23 protein-coding genes and 2 pseudogenes are annotated in these 23,216 nt (G+C 33.5%); 17 read left to right on the top strand and 8 right to left on the bottom strand.

The features are described 5' to 3' along the window. Window positions 1-47 precede the first annotated feature (47 nt). On the top strand, window positions 48-218 hold the full coding sequence (fbpA, locus tag ACZ76X_RS05885; RefSeq protein ID WP_000098301.1) for a Fur-regulated basic protein FbpA: 171 nt from the start codon (window positions 48-50) through the stop codon (window positions 216-218). Window positions 219-277: 59 nt separating this feature from the next. On the opposite strand, the gene ACZ76X_RS05880 is transcribed toward fbpA, so the two are convergent. The 3 genes from ACZ76X_RS05880 to ACZ76X_RS05870 form a co-directional block, all read right to left on the bottom strand. Next, window positions 278-949 (bottom strand): GntR family transcriptional regulator, encoded by a 672-nt coding sequence (locus ACZ76X_RS05880; protein WP_098670673.1) that lies wholly within the window; start codon window positions 947-949, stop codon window positions 278-280. A gap of 16 nt (window positions 950-965) precedes the next feature. Then, window positions 966-1,931: a DMT family transporter gene (locus tag ACZ76X_RS05875; RefSeq protein WP_479849898.1), complete on the bottom strand. Its 966-nt coding sequence runs from the start codon at window positions 1,929-1,931 to the stop codon at window positions 966-968. Between the two features lie 188 nt (window positions 1,932-2,119). After that, window positions 2,120-3,307 (bottom strand): GTP-binding protein, encoded by a 1,188-nt coding sequence (locus tag ACZ76X_RS05870; protein WP_479849897.1) that lies wholly within the window; start codon window positions 3,305-3,307, stop codon window positions 2,120-2,122. Window positions 3,308-3,493: 186 nt separating this feature from the next. On the opposite strand from ACZ76X_RS05870, the pseudogene ACZ76X_RS05865 reads away from it, so the two are divergent. From ACZ76X_RS05865 to nhaC, 4 genes and pseudogenes are all read left to right on the top strand, one after another. Next, a pseudogene (locus ACZ76X_RS05865) lies at window positions 3,494-4,472 on the top strand (permease). Between the two features lie 13 nt (window positions 4,473-4,485). Then, window positions 4,486-5,364: a TIGR03943 family putative permease subunit gene (locus ACZ76X_RS05860; RefSeq protein WP_479849896.1), complete on the top strand. Its 879-nt coding sequence runs from the start codon at window positions 4,486-4,488 to the stop codon at window positions 5,362-5,364. A gap of 112 nt (window positions 5,365-5,476) precedes the next feature. Then, window positions 5,477-6,136, top strand: coding sequence for a class I SAM-dependent methyltransferase (locus ACZ76X_RS05855; RefSeq protein ID WP_479849895.1), 660 nt, complete (start codon window positions 5,477-5,479; stop codon window positions 6,134-6,136). 322 nt (window positions 6,137-6,458) lie between these two features. Then, window positions 6,459-7,862, top strand: a complete 1,404-nt coding sequence (gene nhaC / locus ACZ76X_RS05850; RefSeq protein WP_479849894.1) for a Na+/H+ antiporter NhaC — start codon at window positions 6,459-6,461, stop codon at window positions 7,860-7,862. A 40-nt stretch (window positions 7,863-7,902) separates the two neighbouring features. Here nhaC and ACZ76X_RS05845 read toward each other — a convergent pair whose 3' ends face one another. Together ACZ76X_RS05845 and ACZ76X_RS05840 are read right to left on the bottom strand one after the other, a co-directional pair. Then, window positions 7,903-8,283, bottom strand: coding sequence for a MerR family transcriptional regulator (locus ACZ76X_RS05845; RefSeq protein ID WP_479849893.1), 381 nt, complete (start codon window positions 8,281-8,283; stop codon window positions 7,903-7,905). Between the two features lie 16 nt (window positions 8,284-8,299). Beyond that, window positions 8,300-9,010, bottom strand: a complete 711-nt coding sequence (locus tag ACZ76X_RS05840) for an SDR family NAD(P)-dependent oxidoreductase (RefSeq protein ID WP_479849892.1) — start codon at window positions 9,008-9,010, stop codon at window positions 8,300-8,302. Window positions 9,011-9,201: 191 nt separating this feature from the next. Here ACZ76X_RS05840 and fumC point away from each other — a divergent pair, with 191 nt between their 5' ends. Next, window positions 9,202-10,590 carry a class II fumarate hydratase gene (gene fumC, locus ACZ76X_RS05835; protein WP_479849891.1) on the top strand — a complete coding sequence of 463 codons (1,389 nt, stop codon included), beginning with the start codon at window positions 9,202-9,204 and terminating at the stop codon, window positions 10,588-10,590. Between the two features lie 87 nt (window positions 10,591-10,677). Here fumC and ACZ76X_RS05830 read toward each other — a convergent pair whose 3' ends face one another. Continuing rightward, entirely contained in the window at window positions 10,678-11,100 is a 423-nt protein-coding gene (locus ACZ76X_RS05830) for a PH domain-containing protein (protein WP_098670666.1), read from the bottom strand. Window positions 11,101-11,851: 751 nt separating this feature from the next. On the opposite strand from ACZ76X_RS05830, the gene ACZ76X_RS05825 reads away from it, so the two are divergent. Together ACZ76X_RS05825 and ACZ76X_RS05820 are read left to right on the top strand one after the other, a co-directional pair. Continuing rightward, window positions 11,852-12,616, top strand: coding sequence for a DUF2087 domain-containing protein (locus ACZ76X_RS05825; protein ID WP_479849890.1), 765 nt, complete (start codon window positions 11,852-11,854; stop codon window positions 12,614-12,616). 98 nt (window positions 12,617-12,714) lie between these two features. Further along, window positions 12,715-14,124 carry an MATE family efflux transporter gene (locus ACZ76X_RS05820; RefSeq protein WP_479849889.1) on the top strand — a complete coding sequence of 470 codons (1,410 nt, stop codon included), beginning with the start codon at window positions 12,715-12,717 and terminating at the stop codon, window positions 14,122-14,124. A gap of 56 nt (window positions 14,125-14,180) precedes the next feature. On the opposite strand, the gene ACZ76X_RS05815 is transcribed toward ACZ76X_RS05820, so the two are convergent. Then, window positions 14,181-14,879 (bottom strand): peptidase E, encoded by a 699-nt coding sequence (locus ACZ76X_RS05815; protein WP_479849888.1) that lies wholly within the window; start codon window positions 14,877-14,879, stop codon window positions 14,181-14,183. Window positions 14,880-15,273: 394 nt separating this feature from the next. Between ACZ76X_RS05815 and ACZ76X_RS05810 the strand changes: the two genes are divergently transcribed. The 6 genes from ACZ76X_RS05810 (at window position 15,274) to ACZ76X_RS05785 (ending at window position 19,033) form a co-directional block, all read left to right on the top strand. Further along, window positions 15,274-15,672 carry a DUF3942 family protein gene (locus ACZ76X_RS05810; protein WP_342718945.1) on the top strand — a complete coding sequence of 133 codons (399 nt, stop codon included), beginning with the start codon at window positions 15,274-15,276 and terminating at the stop codon, window positions 15,670-15,672. Between the two features lie 93 nt (window positions 15,673-15,765). Beyond that, window positions 15,766-16,182: a BlaI/MecI/CopY family transcriptional regulator gene (locus ACZ76X_RS05805; RefSeq protein WP_479849887.1), complete on the top strand. Its 417-nt coding sequence runs from the start codon at window positions 15,766-15,768 to the stop codon at window positions 16,180-16,182. 1 nt (window position 16,183) lies between these two features. After that, window positions 16,184-16,996, top strand: a complete 813-nt coding sequence (locus tag ACZ76X_RS05800; RefSeq protein ID WP_479849886.1) for a M56 family metallopeptidase — start codon at window positions 16,184-16,186, stop codon at window positions 16,994-16,996. A gap of 54 nt (window positions 16,997-17,050) precedes the next feature. Next, window positions 17,051-17,764, top strand: a complete 714-nt coding sequence (gene ccdA / locus ACZ76X_RS05795; protein WP_479849885.1) for a cytochrome c-type biogenesis protein CcdA — start codon at window positions 17,051-17,053, stop codon at window positions 17,762-17,764. A gap of 18 nt (window positions 17,765-17,782) precedes the next feature. Then, on the top strand, window positions 17,783-18,337 hold the full coding sequence (locus ACZ76X_RS05790; protein ID WP_479849884.1) for a TlpA family protein disulfide reductase: 555 nt from the start codon (window positions 17,783-17,785) through the stop codon (window positions 18,335-18,337). Window positions 18,338-18,352: 15 nt separating this feature from the next. After that, complete coding sequence (locus tag ACZ76X_RS05785) at window positions 18,353-19,033, top strand: prolipoprotein diacylglyceryl transferase family protein (protein WP_098671042.1); 681 nt, start codon at window positions 18,353-18,355, stop codon at window positions 19,031-19,033. Window positions 19,034-19,087: 54 nt separating this feature from the next. Here the strand turns inward: ACZ76X_RS05785 and ACZ76X_RS05780 are convergent, their stop codons facing one another. Further along, window positions 19,088-19,633: a helix-turn-helix domain-containing protein gene (locus tag ACZ76X_RS05780; RefSeq protein WP_479849883.1), complete on the bottom strand. Its 546-nt coding sequence runs from the start codon at window positions 19,631-19,633 to the stop codon at window positions 19,088-19,090. Between the two features lie 150 nt (window positions 19,634-19,783). Between ACZ76X_RS05780 and ACZ76X_RS05775 the strand changes: the two genes are divergently transcribed. The 3 genes and pseudogenes from ACZ76X_RS05775 to ACZ76X_RS05765 form a co-directional block, all read left to right on the top strand. Beyond that, a complete protein-coding gene (locus tag ACZ76X_RS05775; protein WP_479849882.1) occupies window positions 19,784-21,127 on the top strand; it encodes a D-serine ammonia-lyase in 1,344 nt (447 codons plus the stop codon). Between the two features lie 647 nt (window positions 21,128-21,774). Further along, a pseudogene (locus ACZ76X_RS05770) lies at window positions 21,775-21,840 on the top strand (septum site-determining protein); the annotation flags it as partial. 671 nt (window positions 21,841-22,511) lie between these two features. Further along, window positions 22,512-23,216: ABC transporter ATP-binding protein (locus ACZ76X_RS05765; RefSeq protein ID WP_479849881.1), on the top strand; the 705-nt coding region annotated here is incomplete at its 3' end.

The following is a 23,216-nucleotide window of genomic DNA, read 5'->3' as shown; positions in this document are numbered from 1 at the left end:
ATAGAGATTATCATTTTCAATGATCGTAGAAAGGAGTTTTTTAAAAGATGAGTAGTCAACTCCGTTTTGCTGTTGAAAATCGTAAGAGGCATTTAATTGATGAGTTAATTGGAGCAGGTGTGTTTAAAATTCGCGACCGACAATTATACGAGCTGTCTTTAGAGGAATTGGAAAAAGAGTACGAAGATATGGAAGATTATGCAGATATTCAGGCGTAGCTATATAGATTAATAAAAGGTGAGCTGGTTACGATTTTATGTAACCAGCTTACCTTTTATTATTTCGTAGAAATTATTTTTGATATTTCTTTCATTGGACGGAGCCAGTTTTGAGACATCATTTGTTCCATTTGTTTTTCATCCTTCTTTTGCAGTGCTTGAATGATTGAGTGATGTTCTTCAATAGATTGACTTGCTGGAACAAAGTTTTGGAAAAACAAGTATTCAAGACGTAAAACGTGAAGTTGCATATTTGCTAGAAAGGGCTCAATATATTGATTTTTAGCAATAGAAGAAATTGTATTGTGAAATTGTATATCTAGTTGTAATGCTTGTTTTGCGTTTTTCTTTTCTATAGAGCGCTGAAAATCATCATTTATTTCAGAAAGTAGTTTCAAGTCAGCGTCTGTAATATTTTGAAGTGCTTGCTTTCCTATAATAGAGTGAAGACCAGCCATCGTCTCATAAATAATCGGAATGTCGTCTAACTTAATAGGAGCAATTTTTGTTTTTTGCCCAGGTACCATTTCCACCAATCCAGAAAGTTCTAATATTTGAAGTGCTTCTCTTACAGGTGTTCTACTTACTCCTAGTGCTTCAGCCAATTCCCCATCATTAATTTTTTCGTCAGGCTGCAGTACACCTTCAATAATCCAATCTTGTAGTTGATTTAAAACGAGTGATTTTGCCGAAACTCTTCCTTGTTTTTTATAATTTTGAGGGATAGGCATTGTGAATTCCATCCTTTCATTGTATATTTTCCTTTTTCTCATGAACAAACTTTAATTTTGGTTTCCCTTCATCCGGTTTTTGACTTAAAATGAGTACCATTACAATGACACAAAAAGCCCCTAATAACTGAAAAGATTGAAACGGTACATGTAATATAAGTACAGAAGAAATAATAGCTGCGAGTGGTTCAGTACATCCGAATAATGTCGTTTCTTTCGGAGTCAGGTATCGTATGCTGTCTAAGTATAAATAAAAAGCAATAAGTGTCCCAAAAATGATGACAAATGTGATAAGTGGTAAGGTATTTAGTTTTACATATTTCATCGTTGATAATAAAATGAATTCTTTCGTAGAAATAAAGTGTACAATCGTTACACCAATACCTCCAATAATCATGCCCCACCCAACGATAACTGAGGAAGACCATCTATCTAGTAATCCCTTTGAGTATAAACTATAAAAAGCAAGAGATAATCCAGATAAAATTCCCCAAACGATAGCTGGTGTAGAAACAGCTAAGTTATGTATAGACCCGTTTGTCAGTAAGAGGAAAGTGCCTACTAATGAAAGAGCAATTGAAATGAAATCAATTTTTGATGGACGAACGTTCCATTTGAAAAGTAAGTATACAGTAATAAATATAGGAGCTAAATATTGCAATAATGTTGCGACAGCAGCATTTCCTTCTTTAATAGAAGCGAAGTACGTGTACTGTACAGCAAGCATGCCGAATAGGCCAAACAATATCATTTTAGTAGCATCAGATCTTTGTTTCCATATGCCGAATATTTCTTTTTTTCTCGTTCCGAATGATGAAATAATGAGTAAGATAACGCCTGATATAAGCAATCGGATTGTAACTAACCATTCAGTAGAAACATGTTCATATTGAAAAAGTTGTTGTGCAGCTGTTCCGGATAATCCCCATAAACAAGCACCAATTACAACCATAATGATTCCTTTTAAACGATTTGGATCCATAAGGTATTTACTCTTCCTTTCAAAATATATATTGGATACATTATGCAATATATCACAAAGTGTATAAAAAATAAACTGAAATTTCTTACTTGATGTGAAGTTGTTATTCAAATTAAAGAAAGTTTGTTAATTAAGAGAACGATAAAATAAAAAAGGCTTCTATTGACGGAAGCCTTTTTTATTTTAGATTATGAAGTGTAAGTAAAAGCCGGAATGGGATCAACAAATGTATTCCAGTTTTGTTCCATTTCCTTTTCTGTTAATAGACAATCATCTAATGATTGTTCAATCACAGAACGATTCATATCAATACCGATAAATACGAGCTCAGTTATTCGATCTCCATATCGCTCGTTCCAGTTTTTCAATACTTCGGGTTCTTCTGTAATAATTTGATTTCTTTCAGTTTCAGGTAATGCCGCTATCCATTCACCAGCTCCTTGAATTGTAATAGAGGAACCTGCTTGAGATAGAAGCCCAATCATATTATTACGAGATGCGAGCCAGAAAAAGCCTTTCGCTCGTACAACATCTACAGGCCATTTTTTTAGCCAATTCATAAGGCGTTCAGGATGGAAAGGGGATTTCCGACGGTACACAAAGGAATTGATACCATATTCTTCAGTTTCGGGTGTATGATGTTCACTATTTAGTTCTTGCATCCAGCCCGCCGATTGACTCGCTTCCTCATAATTGAATAAATTTGTATTTAAAATTTCTTGCAATGGTACGTTGCTAAATGAAGCTTCAATAATTTTTGCACCGGGATTTAATTTTTGTAGTAAATGATGAAGTTCTATCCTATCTTCTTTTTTTATTAAATCAATTTTATTAAGAATAATGACATTCGCAAATTCAATTTGGTCTATTAGTAAATCAATAACTTCTCGAGTATCATTTTCATCGATAGCCTGTTTACGGTCTAATAAACTTTCACCATTTGCAAAATCATCCCAAAATGTATTTGCATCTACAACTGTAACCATCGTATCGAGGTGACAATTTTTCGTTAAATCGATATTAAGTACTTCGTCAGTATAAGTAAATGTTTGGGCAACTGGAATCGGCTCACTTATACCTGAAGATTCAATAACTATATAGTCAATATCACCGTTTTCAACAAGCCGACTCACTTCTATCATTAAATCTTCTCGTAGTGTACAACAGATACAACCATTTTGAATTTCTACTAATTTCTCTTCCGTACGTGAAAACCCACCTTTTTTTATAAGCAACGCATCAATATTTATTTCACTCATATCATTAACGATAACAGCCACTTTTAAGTTGCTCTTATTAGCCAAAATATGATGTAGTAGGGTGGTCTTTCCAGCTCCTAGAAAACCACTTAATACAGTGATAGGTACTTTTTTCATAAAATAATCTCTCCTTCAAATCGTAATGATTACGTTTTATATTAAGTGATAAAAAAGAAAAAATCAATAATAAATCATAATGATTACGATTTAAGAATAGGAATAGACTATAAAATTTGTGCTGTAGTAGTGTAGGGCATTTGGACAAGTATACGATTTAATATGAATAAAGTGGGAGGGATAATGTTGGTCTTTAATAGGGTTTCAAAAGAATTAATAGGAATAGCCCTTATTGCTATTAATTCTTTTTTTATTATTTTTTGTAGATTTTACAAGTCTAGCAAATTTGCACAAAAGTATGCCAAAAGAATGGTTGAATGTGAATACCGTATTTTTAAGTATTATATTCGAAGCAATACCTTTTATTTTATTAGGCGTAATTTTTTCTTCTCTCATTCAAGTGTTTGTGACGGAAGATATGATTCATAAAGTAATGCCGAAATCACAGGTTATTGCAATGATTCCAGCGGTATTTGTCGGAATCATTTTTCCGATGTGTGAATGTGTCATTATTCCAATCGTAAGAAGACTTATTCAAAAAGGACTCCCTCTTCATGTAGGAATTGTAATTTTATTGAGTGCACCTATTATGAATCCGATTGTTCTTTTATCTACTGTATATGCATTTCAAAAAAATGATGTAGTTGTATATGCACGCTTTGGGATAACAATTTGTGTGGCGTTATTAGTAGGGCTAATTGTGTATTATTTCTATCGCGGGAAAAATATTTTAAAAGATATAGAGGATTCGGCTCAAAAAAAAGAAAAAAAGGGCTGGGGGAATGTTGTGAATCACACTGTAGATGAGTTTTTTGATACAGGTAAATATTTATTGATTGGTGCTTTTTTTGCGAGTGTATTTCAAACGTTTTTTGATCGAAATGTACTTGATGCAGTAGCACATAACGAAATAATTGCCCCAATTATTATGATGGGATTTGGTTATGTTTTATCCATTTGCTCAGCGGCTGATGCATTTATAGCGGCATCTTTTGGACATATTTTCTCTGTAAAAGCACTTCTCGCATTTCTTGTGTTTGGACCTATGCTTGATATGAAAAATACATTGATGCTATTTGCTTATTTTCAAAAGAGATTTGTATTCTTTTTGATTGGAATTATTATTTTATCGGTGTACACAATCGTGCAAATTACAACGTTATAGGAGGTGGGAGAAAGTGGAGGAACAGAAAGCTTATCATCGCTATATTCGTGGCATTATTTTAATTGGTTTAGCAATGCTCTTATTTAAACTACTTGTAACAGGCAACATTTATAATTTTATCGCTCCAAAAATGATTAAATTTACGTATATAGCTTTTGTAGTGATTTTACTTCTTGGTTCTTTACAAGTTTGGAGAGATGGGAGAGAAAAACAGGATGATTGTAATTGTTGTAAGCATCATACAGCATTAAAATCAGGGATGAAAAGTTTCTTTGTATATGTTTTATTTGTTGTTCCGATTGTTTGTGCTTTTCTATTTGGAAGTGTAACCATTGACGGAAGTTTAGCGGGAAAAAGGGGTATGACTCAAAGTGTACAGGCAAGAAGTATGGAAAAGAAGGAAAAAGAGGGAATACAGGCAAATTCTCATTGGAAAGAAATATTAGTTGATCAAGATGAAACCTCGAATTTAAAAGTGACAGATCAAGTGGAAGAGCAATTAGAAAAAAGTATGTTAGGACAACGAAAAATACAAGTAGAGGATAAGGATTATGTTCAAACAATGAGTACAATTGGCCAAGATGTAAAAGGGTTTAAAGGGAAAGAAATTACATTCTCAGGATTTATCTATAATGATAAGGATGTGACGGGTGATAAAGCGGTAGTGGCGCGATACGGCATAACTTGTTGTATTGCGGATGCATCTATCTGGGGGATGATTGTTGCAGGGGAAAACGTAAAAAAGCTCCCACAGGAAACATGGGTGAAAATAACAGGTTTGTTGGACGAAACGACATATAAAGGAATGCTATTTCCACTCGTAAAAGTAAACAAAGTGGAGAAAATCAATAAGCCAACAGATCCATATGTATATGATGCTTTACCACAATAAAAAAGAATGAATTCTTCATATTTTCATGAAATAGAATCATAATCATGACGATAAAAAAATAAAGATAAGAGTAATTTGGTTTGTTAAAAATATGTGTAGAAGGAGATACGCGATGAACTGGGTTACTCATAAACCAACATTTGAATTTGATAATTTTAGTCCATTTATTCGTGCGAATACTGCGTGGCTTGGACATTTGGAGTTCGCATACGATTTAGTAAGATTTGAAAAACCAGAAATATTAGTTGAGCTAGGGACACATCTAGGCGCTTCTTTTTTCAGTTTTTGTCAAGGGGTAAAGGATGGGGGATTATCTACAAAATGTTTTGCTGTAGATACTTGGACAGGAGACGGGCATACAGGTCCATATGGAGAAGGTGTTTTCCAAATTGTAGATAAAGTGGTGAAAATGAGTTATCCAAATATAGGTAATTTAATTCGATCTACTTTTGATGAGGCCGTTGATCAATTTCAAGATGGGACGATAAATTTGTTGCATATTGATGGCTATCATACGTATGAAGCAGTTTCTCATGATTATAAAACATGGTTACCAAAACTTGCGAATAACGGTATCGTATTATTTCATGATATTGAGGTGAAAGATCGAAACTTCGGCGTGTATAAATTTTGGGATGAGGTCAAGGCGAAGTACCCTCATTTTCAGTTTGAGCATTCATATGGGCTCGGCGTGTTATTTCCGAAAGGTTGTAGCGATAAGTTTGAGGGGATACTTAAAAATAAAGAAGAAATACAAAATATGTATAAATAAAAGTGGAGCATGCATCATTTTAATGATGTGTGCTTTTTTATGGATAAAAATGGTAGTATCTAAAAGGTGAGGATAATAGTGAAAAATTTGTTGTGGCAAATATTAAAAAAGTTATTTTTGATTGTTCTATATAAAAATGTAACATTTTTTATATTTTCCATTGCGAAAAGTAACATCTACTTTTACAATAGAAAAGGTGTTATATTATACTGGAAAAATAAATCGAAATAATATGAAAATTTTGTTTTGTCTTCGCTAATTGTATATTACATACATGTAAGACGACACACGTCATGTTATCGACTTGTAAGGAGAGAAAAAAATGAAAAGTGTAAGATTACCATCGATGCTAGAAATCATAGTTCTTTTATTACTATTTCTTGCTGTTGTCTTTTCCTTCCAAACGATTTTTGATCTCCCAATTCAATTAGCGCTATTTATTTCATGGTTTTTAGTAATTGCGCTTGGATTAAGATTAGGATTTCGTTATCAAGAATTGCAAGATGCAATTACGAAAGGGATTTCTAACGGATTAGAAGCAATACTGATTTTAGTTGCAGTAGGTGCTTTAATTGGAACATGGATTGCTGGTGGCGTAGTACCAACATTAATCTATTATGGATTAGAGTTTATTCACCCTAGCATATTCCTATTAGCAACATTAATTATTTGTTCGATCACTTCTATCGCAACAGGAACATCATGGGGAACAGTTGGAACAGCAGGTATTGCCATGATGGCGATTGGTGAAGGGCTTGGATTACCACTTCCACTTGTTGCGGGTGCAGTTCTTTCAGGAGCGTATTTTGGCGACAAATTATCACCACTTTCTGATAGTACCGTTCTTGCAGCTTCTATGGCAAAAGTAGATGTTATTGCTCACGTTCGAGCTATGCTCGTATTAGATGTTCCGGCTTACATTATTACTAGCATTATGTTTACTGTAGCTGGTTGGATGTATGGCGGCGATAATGTAGATTTAAATCGAGTAGAGTTTTTAAAAGAAGCTTTATTAAAGCAATTTGATATTAAAATATGGATGCTTGTTCCAGCGGTTATTGTTATTGTTCTATTAGCACTGAAGAGACCGTCTATGCCAACAATTGCAATGGGAGCTTTAATTGGTGCAATTTGGGCAACTCTTTTCCAAGGAATGAACTTTGGAGAGGCGATTGGAACAGCGTATAACGGATTCTCAATTCAATCTGGTGTTGAATTTGTGGACAAGTTATTAAACCGTGGTGGAATTAACGGTATGCTTGGATCAGTAGCCGTTATTATTTTCGGTTTAGGATTTGGTGGATTACTTGAAAAACTAGGTGTTTTAAAGGTAATCGTATCAAAATTCGAGAAGAAATTAAATTCTGCAGGTAATGTAACATTGTCTACATTAATCGTGGCATTCTTAGCGAATATATTTGGTTGTGCAATGTATGTATCACTAATTTTAACACCGAAAATTATGGAAGATAGCTATGATAAATTAAAAATAGACCGACGTGTATTAGCGCGTAACTCAGAAGTAGGTGGAACGTTAACTTCAGGTATGGTTCCATGGTCTGATAATGGTATTTTTATGGCTGGTATTTTAGGTGTAGCAACGTTCTCATACGTTCCATTTATGTGGTTAAGCTTCGTATCTTTAATTTTAGCGGTTATTTACGGATATACAGGCAAATTTATTTGGTATGTAGATGATGTCGATAAAGGAAAGCAAGCATCATAAAATAAAAAATCACCTTCTACAACATGTAGAAGGTGATTTTTTATTTTGTAATTGGAGTTGAAGAAGTTATCTCGTCCTTATATTTTGCAATTTTTTGTTGTATCTTTTTTAAGTTTTTTTCAGTGTCTTGAATGAGTTGTAAGACGTTAGTTTCCTGTTGTTGCATTAATTCCAACTGCCTAAGGATTGTAGATTCGCCCTCCATAGACCAGTCGATAAATTGTTTTATTTTTTGGATCGGCATACCGGTGTTTTTTAAACATAAAATCATCTCTAAATATTTCAGCGCTTCTTCGTCAAAAACTCGATCACCTTTTTCATTTCTTTTAAGAAAAGGGAACAGTCCTTGTTTATCGTAATAGCGTATTTGAGAAATAGTTAAGTGGTGCATTTTAGCGACTTGACCAATCGTATAATACATAGAATTCATCCTTTTACTACCAAGGTATAATGCCATTTTTATTTAGTATTTTACCATTATAGTTTGTTTCACTTAATGCATATTTAATAATAATTTTAGCACTTTCATTGGTCGTATGGCCACCTGGCGAATTGCCATTAAGGTCAGTAGTTGTAAAACCGGGAGTTACTCCAAAAACCTCTGGACCGCTAGTACTAAATTCTTTACTAAAAGCTAATGTTAAAGCATTAATAGCTGTTTTTGAGGAATTATACCCTAACGCATTAATTGGATGTGTTTCACCGTTAGCAAACATTTTTAAGGAAGCCATGTCAGTTGTTACATTGATAATTTTACTATTGCTTGATTTCTTTAATAATGGTAAAAAGGCTTGCACCATTTGGAATGTTCCAAAAAAGTTAACTTCAAATCCTTGACGTAAAGTTTCAATATTTAATTCACTAGGTAGCGTATGAAAGTCTAGTGCTATGCCTGCGTTATTGATTAATAAATCTAAGTGGTCAGTCGTTTCATGGATTTTCTTGATTGCTTCTTGAATGGATTGTGAACTTGAAATATCTACTTGAATATAGGAAACGTTTGATACATGTAAAGATTCTACAGCTTGTTGTCCAAGTTGTTTATTACGAGCACCTAAAAATACGTGATAATCTTTTTCTGCTAATTGACGAACAAGTTCATATCCAATTCCCTTATTTGCACCTGTTATGAAAGCATATTTTTTCATGTTGAATTCCTCCAGTAGTGTTATAGTAGGTTACAAAGGAAAGGATACAGCCTAAACTTAAGTTTAGGTCAAGAGGAATTTTTAAAAATAAGTATAGAATATCTACATATACGAATGAGAATTCTTATCATTTAAGAGAAAGTCTGTTATTATAAGAGATGTAGGTATTTTATTTTCAAGGGGATGAAAAAATGGAGTACAGAATTGAAAGAGATACATTAGGAGAAATTAAAGTTCCAGCTGATAAATTATGGGCAGCACAAACGCAACGTAGTAAAGAAAACTTCCCGATTGGAACAGAGCAAATGCCGCTTGAAATTGTAAAAGCATTTGCCATTTTAAAGAAGAGTGCAGCACTTACCAATCAAAAGTTAGGAAAGCTATCAGAAGAAAAAGCAGAAGCAATTGTGGCAGCAGCTGACGAAGTGATTGCAGGGAAATGGAATGAACATTTTCCACTTGTCGTATGGCAAACTGGTAGCGGTACACAGTCAAACATGAATGTGAATGAAGTAATTGCGAACCGTGGGAATCAAATTTTAAAAGAGAAGGGATCTGACGTACATATTCATCCGAACGATGATGTGAATATGTCTCAAAGTTCAAATGATACTTTTCCAACTGCGCTTCATGTAGCATGTGTAATCGCAGTAGAAAATCACGTATTACCAGCAATTACGAAATTAAAAGATACGTTAGCAGAAAAAGTAACTGCATTTGAACATATTATAAAAATTGGTCGTACACATTTACAAGATGCAACACCGTTAACATTAGGACAAGAAATTAGCGGATGGCACCGTATGCTTGAAAAAACAGAGCGTATGATTGCTGAGAGCAATACATATATGAAAGAGCTTGCAATTGGTGGTACTGCAGTTGGAACAGGCATTAATGCTCATCCTAAATTTGGTGAGATGGTGTCAGAGGAAATAAGCCAATTTACAGGTAAGCAATTTATTTCTGCACCAAATAAGTTCCATGCATTAACGAGCCATGATGAAGTTGTATATACGCATGGTGCGTTAAAAGCATTAGCAGCTGATTTAATGAAAATCGCTAACGATGTGCGCTGGCTAGCAAGTGGTCCACGTAGTGGGCTAGGAGAAATTATTATTCCAGCAAATGAGCCAGGAAGCTCTATTATGCCAGGTAAAGTAAATCCAACGCAAAGTGAAGCGTTAACGATGGTTGTAGCACAAGTAATGGGAAATGACGCAACAATCGGATTTGCAGCGAGCCAAGGCAATTTTGAGTTAAATGTATTTAAACCTGTTATTGCATATAACTTCTTACAATCTGCTCACTTATTAGCAGATGCAATTGTTTCATTTAATGATAATTGTGCAGTTGGTATTGAAGCAGATGAAGAAGTAATTAAAGAGAATGTGAATCGTTCCTTAATGCTTGTTACAGCATTAAACCCGCATATCGGATATGAAAATGCAGCGAAAATTGCGAAGCATGCTCATAAAGAAGGGTTAACGCTAAAAGAAGCAGCAATGCAATCTGGACTACTAACAGAAGAACAATTCGATGAAATTGTCGATCCGAAAAAAATGATTGCTCCGAAAGAATAATAGACAAAGCCAAGATTCTTATCATAGAGTCTTGGCTTCTTTAATATTTATCTTTTCTATTTGTATTACTGCAAGTACCAAAATATATTATTTGTTAGCAGGCATATTCAATACTTTCATATGTGGACAGTTTTCTTTTAAGAGTGACATGAACTTTTCTTCTTCTTGGGGTACAAAAGCTGTTACTGAGTCAAATAAATTGTAATGGATTTCTAATTGTTGTCTAGTCCATTTCTTTGAATGAAGTTTTTTACCAGAGTATTTAATGTGGCGAATATCTTCAAATGGAATTTCAGTATGCAATATGAAACCATGTTTTACGATAAGAGATGATTCCGTTACGTTGTAGTGAGAGAGATAGAATGAAGAAAGATTTACGATATTTAATAGCATCATAAGAGTGAAAAAAATAGAATTTTCATTTTGGAAGAATAGCGAAACGAGAAAAATAGTGATAAATAATGTAATAAAAATGACGTGAAATGGATTCTTTTTCGCTTGGAATTTCAAGTTAGTCACCTCGGTTTACGTGTACTCTAACTAAATTAAATCATAACATCGTAATAAAACGTGTGAATATGCATAATTGCATATTCACACGTTTTATTATTCATGTAAAATTTCCTGATGGGATAAAGTGAAACTTTAATCAGTGGGGTTTTCTTCATCCCCCACCTAACTTCTTTGCTTTCGCTGCATTTTGAGGTGGGGGTCTTACTGCCCATTAAAGTGGGATAAATTTAAATGGAATTTTGTAATAGTGGAGAGGTATGAAGTGACTTACAAGAATAGAAAGGTAGCGTTAGTCATAATTAGTTGTATGATGATTATGGGGAGTTGCGCTAATACATTTGTTGAAAATCGAAAGAATATATTCGTACAGACAAGTAAAGTGTTAGTAGAGATTATAAATAGAATATTATAGAAGGTAAAAGGTGTTTTCTTATACGGAAACACCTTTTTTGTATTTACAATTGAATGCTGAAGTTTTGAAATGAGTGAATACCGGTCCGCTGTTTAATCAGTTCTTTATCATTTAAATATTGAATAGCATATTTCACATCCTATAAAATGAATTTACATAAACGCATTCGCTTTTCATTGTATTAAACCCTTTTAATAGACGTTTTTATAAAAGTTTGTAAAATGGGTAAACGAAATGTTGAAATGTTTATTTATGTTATGTTAAGATGATGAAGTGATAGTAAACGTTATTGAAATTTGTTTGTTTTTAAACAAACGTTTTAAAGGGGTGTTTAGTATGAGTGATATTTCAGAGAAGTTTTGGGATGCTTCGGTTGAGCAATTGAAGAAAGGGTATGTATTTGAAGCGGAAGCAGAAGAGTATATTTGTTTAGCTTGTGGCGAAGTGTTTATTAAGGGTGTAATTTATCAAGATAATCAAGTTTTGTATGAAGCAGAGAAGTTTGTACAATTGCATGTGCAAAATGAACATACATCTATGTTTGATTATTTATTAAACCTTGATAAGAAGTACACTGGTTTAACTGATTTGCAAAAGAAAATGGTTCAGTTTTTCCATATGGGGCTGAATGATAAAGAGATTGTAAAAGAGATGGATGGTGGAAGTACCTCAACCATTCGAAATCATCGATTTACACTTCGAGAGAAAATGAAGCAAGCGAAAGTGTTTTTAGCGTTAATGGAACTGTCAGAAGAAAAAGCAAAAGTACAAACGAAATTTGTACCGATTCATAGAACCGCAACGATGGTAGATGATCGCTACAATATTACGGAAGAAGAAAATGATGAAGTATTAAAAGCGCATTTTACAAAAGGATTAGATGGACCACTTTCTAAATTCCCGAAAAAGCAAAAGCGTAAATTAATTATATTACGCCATTTAGTGACGAAGTTTGATAGTAATAAAAAGTACACTGAAAAAGAAGTAAATACGATTATAGAAAGTATTTACCCAGATTTTGTAACTTTAAGAAGATATTTAATCGAATACGGGTTTTTAGATAGAACAGCTGATGGAAGCGAATATTGGGTGAAGTTATAATAATACAGAAAAGAAAATGAATAGAAGCACATTATTATAACAACTATACAAAGAGGTAGAAGTTGAAAACAGATTTTTAATAAAAGGAGAAATGAAATTTGAAACCACCTACAGATAACAATAAAGAAGGTGCGGAGTCACAAAAGCTAGAAAGTGAGAGTAAACCGATTTGGAAATCGATGTCCATGTTTTTAGTACCGTTACTATTAAGCAATGTATTACAATCGATTGGACAATTATTCGGTATGGTAGTAGTAGGAAGGTGGCTTGGAGTGAATGATTTAGCAGCCATATCAGCATTCTTCCCACTATTTTTCTTACTCGTTTCATTTGTAATTGGTATTGGTTCAGGTAGTTCGATTTTAATTGGTCAGGCGTTTGGAGCTAAAAACGAAGATCGTTTAAAAGCTATCGTTGGTACGACACTGACATTTACCTTTATTATTGGAGTTGTGTTGGCGATAATAGGTAGTATTTTTGCGCTGGACATTATGCGCCTTATGGGAACGCCAGAAAATATTATTGATATAAGTGTTCATTATGCGCGTATTTTATTTATATCGATGCCAGTCTTATTTTTATATTTTGCATACACAACGTTTATGAGAGGTACAGGAGATTCTAAAACGCCATTTTACTTTTTAATTGTAAGTACAGCGCTAAATATGATCTTATTACCAATTCTTATTTTTGGATGGTTAGGAGCTCCGAAATTAGATGTGTATGGAGCAGCCTATGCTTCTGTTATTTCTACAGTTATTACGTTTATTGTCATGTTAGTGTATTTAAAGAAAAAAAATCACCCACTACAATTAGATAGTACGGTAAGGAAATATCTTCGAATGGATTGGGGTTTATTAAAGCTATTACTACGACTCGGTATTCCAGCGAGTATTAATATGATATTAGTTTCATTATCAGAAATTGCGGTAATCGCGTTTGTAAATCGTTACGGTTCGGATGCAACAGCAGCTTATGGAGTTGTGAACCAAGTTGCAAGTTATGTACAAATGCCAGCTGTTAGTCTCGGTATTACAGTTTCCATTTTTGCTGCACAATCAATTGGTGCAAACCAATTTGATCGATTGCAGAAAGTTGTGAAGGCCGGAATTATTATGAACTACGTCATCGGTGGTGTGTTAATATCTCTTATTTACTTATTCTCAAGAGACATTCTAGCACTATTTTTAACGAGTCAAACTACAATTGAAATTGCTCATAGCCTAGTTATGATCACATTATGGAGTTATTTAATTTTCGGTCATGCGCAAATTATTAGTGCGACAATGCGAGCAAGCGGTACAGTATTATGGCCAACTGTTATTGGCGTCGTTTCAATTTGGCTTGTTGAAGTACCTGTAGCGTATTACCTTTCTTACCATACAAGTCTTGGCATAGAAGGGATATGGATTGGATACCCAGCGGCATTTATTGTCAGCTTAATTTTACAGTATGCATATTATAAGCTTTCATGGCAGAAGAAACGAATTACACGATTAGTGAGTTAAATCATGCAAGTGTCCCTAAGTTATTATACTTAGGGACACTTTTTGTAAGTGTAAGTTTATAAATAGCTTTTTAAAGTAATATCAAAATGTTGTCTAATAAGTTTGTTATCACTCATATAAAATTCCCACGCTTTTTCAGGTTCACCGATGATTTCAAAAGATTCTTCTGTAATATATAGAGCACAATTATCCTCTAGTGCAATTCCTTCTATATTACCTTGATGGTTTTGTAAAAAGGAATGGAAGGCGTTCATTCTATTTAATTGATTATAATGTGGGCAAAACCTTTTGTTCACAATCCCCCAGCCGTTGCTTTCTATATAACCAGAGCCTTCATAATCTGATCGAATGCTAGAAGTGAACCAGCACATAGCACCAGCGCTATACCCTGCAATGAGCGTTCCTTGCTGCAAAGCATATAATAATTTCTCATCTAGTTTATGTTCTTTCCATTCTGTAAGCATGTGAATATAGTTCCCGCCACCGAGATAAATTAAATCAGCTGATTGAATCATTTCGTCTATTTCATATTTAGAAGGTGTATCGGTTATAGTGCGTAAAATTTGTACTTCACAGTGTAATTGTTTTTCAAACGTGTCTAAAAATAATTTTATATAGTTTTCATCATCATGACTAGCTGTAGGAATGAATAATACGTTTGGATACTGTTTATTTGTTAATTCTATAAGTCGCTCATTAATAGGCGAGTGATTGGAATCTTGTAAATCACCGCCACCAATGACAGCTAAATTCATAGTAAAGCACCACCTAATCATTTTCGTTATATAAAAATTCGATAAAAGAGAGTTACATTCCTTCTGTCATGTAATGAATAAGTAGAAAATGCAGTTTCAATATATCGGAATAGTAAAGGTGGTGATAACTATATAGTAAAATGAATTAGAAACAATTTATCAATATATAACATTTCATACTATCGTTTCAAAATATGGAAACAATATGTTTAAATGGATATAACGAGGCATTAATTCAAATTGAATTAGTGTTTATACTTTCAAAAGGAACCGGAAATAATAGAGATTTCACAAATCGTTTTTTTACTTTTAATAGGAACTTGTATTACAATATGGTAAAATTATTTCAATATATTTATTTAATATAAAAATACAGAGAGGGAGTGTGAAAAAGGTGGATTTTCGATTTGAGTTTGCAGCGAAGGTGAAAGAATACTTAGATGATGAGAAGGATGAAAAAATAATAAAAGATGGACATAGAGATATAATTTTTCACTACTTATATGCATTAGAAGCTGAAATTGGTGTTGTTAAAAATCCTAACTTTACTTTTTTTACATCAGGAAGACGTTCACATATCGTATTAGAAAATGTTGAATTTAAAACAGAGGTAAATGTAAAAAGTAATATCATTGAAATTACAAAAATAGTGGATAATGTCGTTATTCCGTTAGATACGATCGTAGCAAAAGATCGGGAATTATTTGCATTAGGGCGTAATGAGAAGTTTAGTGTGCAAATATTAGAGCAGTATCTGTTTGAAACATTTGGAGAGAAGTTAGGTTTACAGTGAATGAAATGGGGGAGTGAATTTTAGTGTATAGCATTTACGTTTGACCTTTCATTTCATTTATACTACAATTCGTAGTGTGAAAGGAGCTATACGATGTTTACTCAAAACTATAAGTTAAATGAGCAAGGGTTAAACCATTTCTTTGGACCACTTGAAGCGAAGATTATGGAGATTGTTTGGTCTACTGACGGTACTACGATTAAAGAAGTGCAACAGAAACTAAGTGAAGAATCACCTGTGAATTTTAATACTGTAATGACAGTTATGAACAGGTTAGTAGAGAAATTACACTTAGAAAAACAGACTGTGAAAAGAAGTGGTATATATCGTGCGGTGCAAACAAAAGATGAATTCTTATCCAATCAAACGAAGAAAATGACACAGGAATTGATGGGGGAATTTGGAGATTTAGTTGTAAATCATATGCTAGACGAGTTAGAACAGGTTGATCCGATTTTAATAAAAAAATTAGAAGACAAATTGAATCAATTAAAAAAAGAGGATCAATGAAATGAAATGGCAAATGCGTAAAATCGTATTGTTAGCAGTCATTGTTAGTGCCCTTTTTTTCAGTATGTTAGTGTATTACGTTACATATCCATTTCTGTTTCAAAATAAGGCGTTCTTTCTTTCGAATTTTTGCTTGTTCCAGTTAGAACAACATATGAAGGAATTATCGCTCATTCGTATTATAATTGCTGGATTTTTACTATTTACTGTATTCATCGTGTGCAAAAGAATTTGGCGACAATTTTTCTATAGTAAAAAGTTACAAAAAGTACTTATCCCTTTCATTCGAAAAGGAAAACAAATATATATATTGCCGACTGAGGAAGTTGCGGCATTTACAATTGGGTTATTTCGTCCGAAAGTTGTCATGTCAGAAGGGATGCTTCAAACGTTTTCAGAGGAAGAAATGGATGCGATTATTTTTCATGAAGAATATCATCAAACGAATCGAGACCCATTAAAATTATTTTGTTTTACGTTATTAGCAGAAGGAATGATTTACATCCCGATATTAAAAGGGCTATTGCAGCGCTATCATGTGTATCAGGAGTTAGCTGCAGATAAGTATGCAATGCAAAAAATGAAATCTAAATTTGAGTTAGGCAGCGCGTTATTAAAATTAATTAAAATAAAGACAATGGAAAATCGATGTGTGACAGCTTCATTTGCCAAAACAGCAATAAATTTACGAATCGAGCAAGTGTTGCATGAAAAAGTTTTTAAACTTACTATTCCGTTACATACGAATTCAGTATATGTCACATTAGGTTTATTCTGTATGTCAGTTGTACTTATTGTCGGAGAGTGCATATAGCCTCTTTTTTTTAACAATTAACACTACTCCTTGTAGTGTTTTAGGGGGAATAAAATGAATGCAGCAGATTTAACGATTTGGCTTGTAGCTGGAGCAGGGGTATTGTCATTTGTATCACCATGTTCTTTGCCGCTATATCCATCTTATTTATCATATATTACAGGTGTGTCTATTCAAGATTTAAAAGAAAATCGTGGAATGATGCAAAAATCAGCGATTATGCATACCGTATTTTTTATGATCGGATTTTCGGTTATATTTTATGCGTTAGGTTTATCGGTAAGCTGGATTGGAATAACATTTTCGTCTAACCAAAAATTGATTCAACAAATTGGTGGGATTTTTATTATTTTGATGGGACTGTTTATGACAGGCTTGTTTCAGCCTAAGTGGCTTATGGCAGAGAAAAAGGTGCAGTATAAAAGTAAATCGACTGGATATATTCGTTCGATTATAGTCGGTATGACATATGCAGCGGGGTGGACGCCGTGTGTTGGACCGATATTTTCAGCTGTACTCATGCTTGGTGCGACGAATCCTGAAGGAGCACTTCTTTATATTACCGCATATACTCTTGGGTTTGCGGTTCCGTTTTTCGTGATGGCATTCTTTATTGGGAAGGTAAAATGGATCGTTACATACGCCAATGTCATGATGAAAATTGGCGGCGGAATGATGATTGTAACAGGAATTTTATTGTATACAAATCAAATGACGAAAATTACAGCATTCTTTATTCGTCTATTCGGTGGATTTACAGGCTTTTAATAATGGGGAGGAAGAAAAGTGAAGAAACTAATTGCGATTATACTGGCCGGGGCACTAATTTGGGCCGGAGTGAACTTTTATAATACAAAAAAAGAAGAGAAAGAAAGAAAAGCAAAACAAGCGGAGTTACAAAAAACAGAAGTATTACCACAAGTAGGATTTAAAGCGCCAAACATAACGTTAAAAGGATTAGACGGGAAGCTGCATTCGTTACATGATGCAAAAGGAAAGCCATATCTTATTAATTTTTGGGCATCGTGGTGTGGTCCATGTGAAATGGAGGCACCTGACTTAGTTCAAATGTATGATAAATATAAAAAGGACGTTGAAATCTTTGCAGTAAATGCAACAATCGGAGATCCGGTACAAGAAGCGAGCGCATTTGCAGATCGTCACGGATTTAAGTTTCCTGTTTTACTAGATATGGATGGAGTAGCTGGATTAGATTATAAAGTATTCTCGTTACCAACGACATTTTTTGTTGATAAAGATGGAATTATCGTAGAGCAAGTACGAGGTGTATTACCTCCGGATCAATTAGAAGAGAAATTTAAGAAATTAATTGAGAATTAAGGTGATTTTGTATTAATGGAGTGGATCGTGAGGTTACAACCCGTATCTCTTATCATTGGAAGTCTATTTGGATTTATGTTGATGAAAAGAAAGATGAAGAACGAAAGTGTACCATATGAAAAAATGATGGATGCAGTAACAAATGCCTTTCTTATCATCGTATTTGTATGGAAATTTGCACCGGCGTTTTTAAATCCAGTATGGGCTTTTAGGTCGCCAGTGCAAGCATTATTAGCTATAGGAAGTATGGAGCATATGATAGTAGGATGTGTAATTGCGGGTGCATACATTGTTTGGAAAAGTAAAAAGGAGCAATTTTCGCTTCGTATTTTACTTGATACATTGCCTATTGCACTATGTATGAGTATTGTTTTCTATTTTCTATTCCACCAAAAAGTAGGCGTACAAACGACACTGCCTTGGGGTGTGAAAGTATATGAATCTAAATTTTTATATCACCCCATTTTCGCATACGAGATCATTCTTGCCCTTTGTATAATGGGCTTGTTATGGATGAAAAATGAAAGACTCGGAAATGGAAAGAACATAAGTGTTTTTCTAATAGTTGAGGGTGTTGCTCATATTATTATTTCGCTTATTAGTGAACAACACTCGGTTTTATTTGGTTTATCAATACAGCAAATAATGAGCTTCTTTATTATTAGTTTAGGAATTTTGTTGGTGCCGAAAAAGTAAAAAGATAGCTACATATGGAGTATATCCATGCGTGGCTATCTTTTTTATTTTAGATTAAAAAATCGGCGGAGTAACAGAAAATAAAACGATTGCATTTTTCTCGAATTGATTTACCCATTTATGTTTTAAATAAGCGGGTATTTTTACACTATCACCAGTTTCTAAAGTGTACTCTTCTTCGTTTAAATACAATGTAATTGTTCCGTCTAATACAAATGCCAATTCTTCACCCTTATGTTCTAGTACATTTTCTGATGAAGCTGTATTTGGCGGAACAGTCATAATTGCTGTTGCTAAATTTCCTGTGAAATCAGGTGATAACAATTCATATGATAAATTATCGATAATCATTTTTTTTCGTTTATGAGAACGTACAATTAAATCGTCTGTATTTGTATCTTCAAGTAAAAAGCTAAATGTTGGAACTTCTAACGCTTTAGCGAGTACTTTTAATGTTTGAATTGAAGGGTTAGCAGATCCGCGCTCAATTTGACTTAACATAGATGGTGTAATATCGGCCATCTTCGCTAAGTCTTTACTCGTTAAGCCTTTTTCTTTTCTTTGTTTTTCAATTTTTTTACCAATATCTATATTTTCCATAATAAAAAGCTCCTTACTAATTATTAAATTACATTTAAATAAATTAAATTTAAATTAACTAAAGTTAATAATTTATGTTAAACTATATTAAAATTAATTTAATTATAATTTATTGAATCATAAGCTACAAGGCTATGAGGAGGAAGAAAAATGAAGAGAATAGAGAATGTAAAAGAGGAATATCCACTAATAAATAAATTAATCGCAACAGAAGAAGTATTTTGGGTGAATCCGAATATGGAAAAGTATGAAACGGCAATAAAAGATTCTCCATTGAATGAAGAGAATGTAAAAGATGCAGAAGAAAGGTTAAAGCGTTTTGCACCATACATTGCGAAAGTGTTTCCAGAAACGAAAGAAATGGGTGGCATTATAGAATCACCGTTAGTGAAGATACCTTCTATGAAAAGGTCTTTAGAGAAAAATTACGGGCAGCCTATATTAGGAGAATTGCTATTAAAATGTGATAGTCATCTTCCAATATCAGGATCTATTAAAGCTAGAGGAGGAGTATACGAGGTACTGAAACACGCTGAAGACTTAGCATTTGAACATCATTTATTACATGAACAAGATGATTATTCCGTACTAGATAGTAAAAAGTTCAGGGATTTCTTTTCAAATTATTCTATTGCAGTAGGTTCTACTGGAAATTTAGGTTTAAGCATTGGAATTATGAGTGCGAAGTTAGGATTTAATGTAACTGTTCATATGTCAGCAGATGCGAAAAAGTGGAAAAAGGATTTACTTCGAAGCAAAGGGGTTACTGTTATTGAATATAAATCGGACTACAGTAAAGCGGTAGAAGAAGGCAGAAAACAAGCTGATAAGAATCCGATGTGTTATTTTATCGATGATGAAAATTCAAGGCATTTATTTTTAGGCTATGCTGTAGCTGCTGCGCGCTTACATGCACAATTAGAGGAACTTCAAATAAAAGTCGACGAATCTTGTCCTCTATTTGTATATTTGCCATGTGGAGTAGGCGGAGGCCCAGGTGGTGTTTCGTTTGGTTTAAAGTTAATGTATGGAGATAATGTGCATGTGTTTTTTGCAGAACCTACTCATTCCCCTTGTATGCTATTAGGTATGATGACTGGGTTGCATGATGGAATATCTGTGCAAGATTTTGGGATTGACAATAAAACAGATGCAGACGGACTCGCCGTGGGAAGAGCATCTGGATTTGTAGGTAAAACAATAGAGCCATTTTTAAGTGGTATATATACAGTTAGCGATAACCATCTATACAAGTTACTAAAAGGATTAGTAGATACAGAGGGGATAGAGTTGGAACCATCAGCATTAGCGGGTATGATTGGGCCAATTAAATTGTATAAAGAAGGAAAAAGGTATATAACAAATAATGATTTAACCAAAAAATTGAATCAAGGTATTCATATAGTGTGGGGAACTGGGGGGAGTATGGTTCCAAAAGAGGTAATGAAAGTATACTATCAGACGAGTTCTCAGTTAATCGAAAAAAAATATTGATAGATATAAAATGAGTTCATTTCTCAAGGCTACTTAGGAGAAGATGAACTCATTTTTGTTTTTTTGGTGATGGGCATTTGGTGGTACCATATGCTCATCAAGATAAGAAAGTAAATACTTCCAAAATGAAAAAAATTTCATCTTGAGGGTGTTATAAAAATTCTTAAGTTGATGGTTATGTGGTACCATCAGGAAAATGCGGGTTTACAATGCTAAGCCCAATTTTAAGACGATTCCCTCATTTTTAACAATGTTAATAGAGTTTTAATGATTTTAAAGAATCTAATGATACTACATTATCAAATTTAATATGGTATTATCCTAATAAATTGATGTTTTTCCTCTAAAGGTAACTGTAGAAAGCTATCAGAAGGGAACAAATAATAATTTCTTATCCATAAATAAAATAGTAAATGAAAATGCAATTTAGAACAAAAAATAAGAAAAATATTCATGCAATAATTAGAAATAACTGAAAATTAGAGGGTTACTTATATGAATTTTATGTTGATGATATTTCGCTTTGTATAATCCCCTTAGTTCACCTAGAATAAATAGGCTAGGAGAGAATTTCATGAATCAGGGATTAACATATAAAGTAGTTCAATTGTAACGATTAAATTAACTATTAAAATAGTATGTGATATAGCAATGTATTTGTTATTGTTATAGGTATCCTTACTGTCCTAGCAAGTATAAAGTCATTATTCTAATTCACTATTGTTGGATCTCATGCGAAAGTCGTAGGATATGAACAAAGAAAGATTTCTATCGTAATTAAATTTTATATTGTTAAATCAAATAGATTGTAATTTTGGACAAACTTCTCACCTTAGAGGGTTTGTCCTTTTTGATTATATGCTTGACTCTATTTCAGCAATTATTTTTTAGCCGCTTACAAAGATTATTATTCAAGCATATTAGACTGCTGTTCCATGCCCATAAAGCTAATATTTTAAGGTATCTCAAAACGAAAAGTTTATATCACTACAACAGTTATTAATGCGAATTTAGTGTGTTATTTGTGTTTTGGGGATATTTCAATGTTGCATAGATATGGCCCCTTCGTTTGTAAAGGTATACCTTTACAAACGGTTGGTAGTTTTCAAGGAACTTATTATAGTTAATCTTTTATGCATGTATAGAAAGATATTTTAAGTATATTTAATTTATATACCATGAATGAAATGTTGCTAAGGGGATTTTTAAACTACATAAGTAGATAGTCTCCACTGAAAATAATGAACTAAGAGCAAGGTTTGAAATAAGATTGCAAAATGGAAGGAGATAAAAAATTTAATGGAAATTTAATGTTTTCCTTACTTTTTATTTAATTAATTATCTATACCCTTTATATGTGTATTGAATCAAGGGAGGATAAGAAATGAAAACAGTATTAGAAGGAAAACAGATAAAAAAGGTATACGACACAGGTGGAAATAAATTTGCAGCTTTAAAAGGGATTAACTTACAAGTGCAAGAAGGTGAGTTCGTTGGTATTATGGGACCTTCTGGATCCGGTAAGACGACGTTATTAAACGTTCTTTCAACAATTGATACTGTGACCAAAGGGGAGATTTTCATTGATGGAGAAAACATCGGGAAGATGAATGATGATAAGCTGGCGTTATTTCGCCGGAATCATTTAGGGTTCATTTTCCAAGATTTTAATTTATTAGATACGCTAACGGTGAAAGAGAATATTGCGCTTCCACTTGCGCTATCAAAAGTGGAAGCGAGTAAAATTGATCGACGCGTTTTGGAAATTGCGAAGAAGTTTGGGATTGATCATATTTTAAATCAATTCCCATACCAAGTATCTGGAGGACAGAAGCAGCGCTGCGCAGCATCTCGTGCAATTGTTACAAATCCAAGTATGATCTTTGGAGACGAGCCAACAGGAGCGCTTGATTCTAAATCAGCAACAGATTTATTAGAAAGCATGAAGTCATTAAACGAGCAGGATAACTCAACAAATTTAATGGTAACGCATGACGCTTTTGCGGCAAGTTACTGTAAACGCGTGATTTTCATTAAAGATAGTGAGTTATGTAAAGAATTACATCGCGGGGAATTAACACGTAAACAA

It is taken from the genome of Bacillus sp. BC05(2025) (assembly GCF_056725905.1).
The sequence above is the reverse complement of the archived record's forward strand: the minus strand, read 5'-3'. Positions and strand labels throughout refer to the sequence as shown.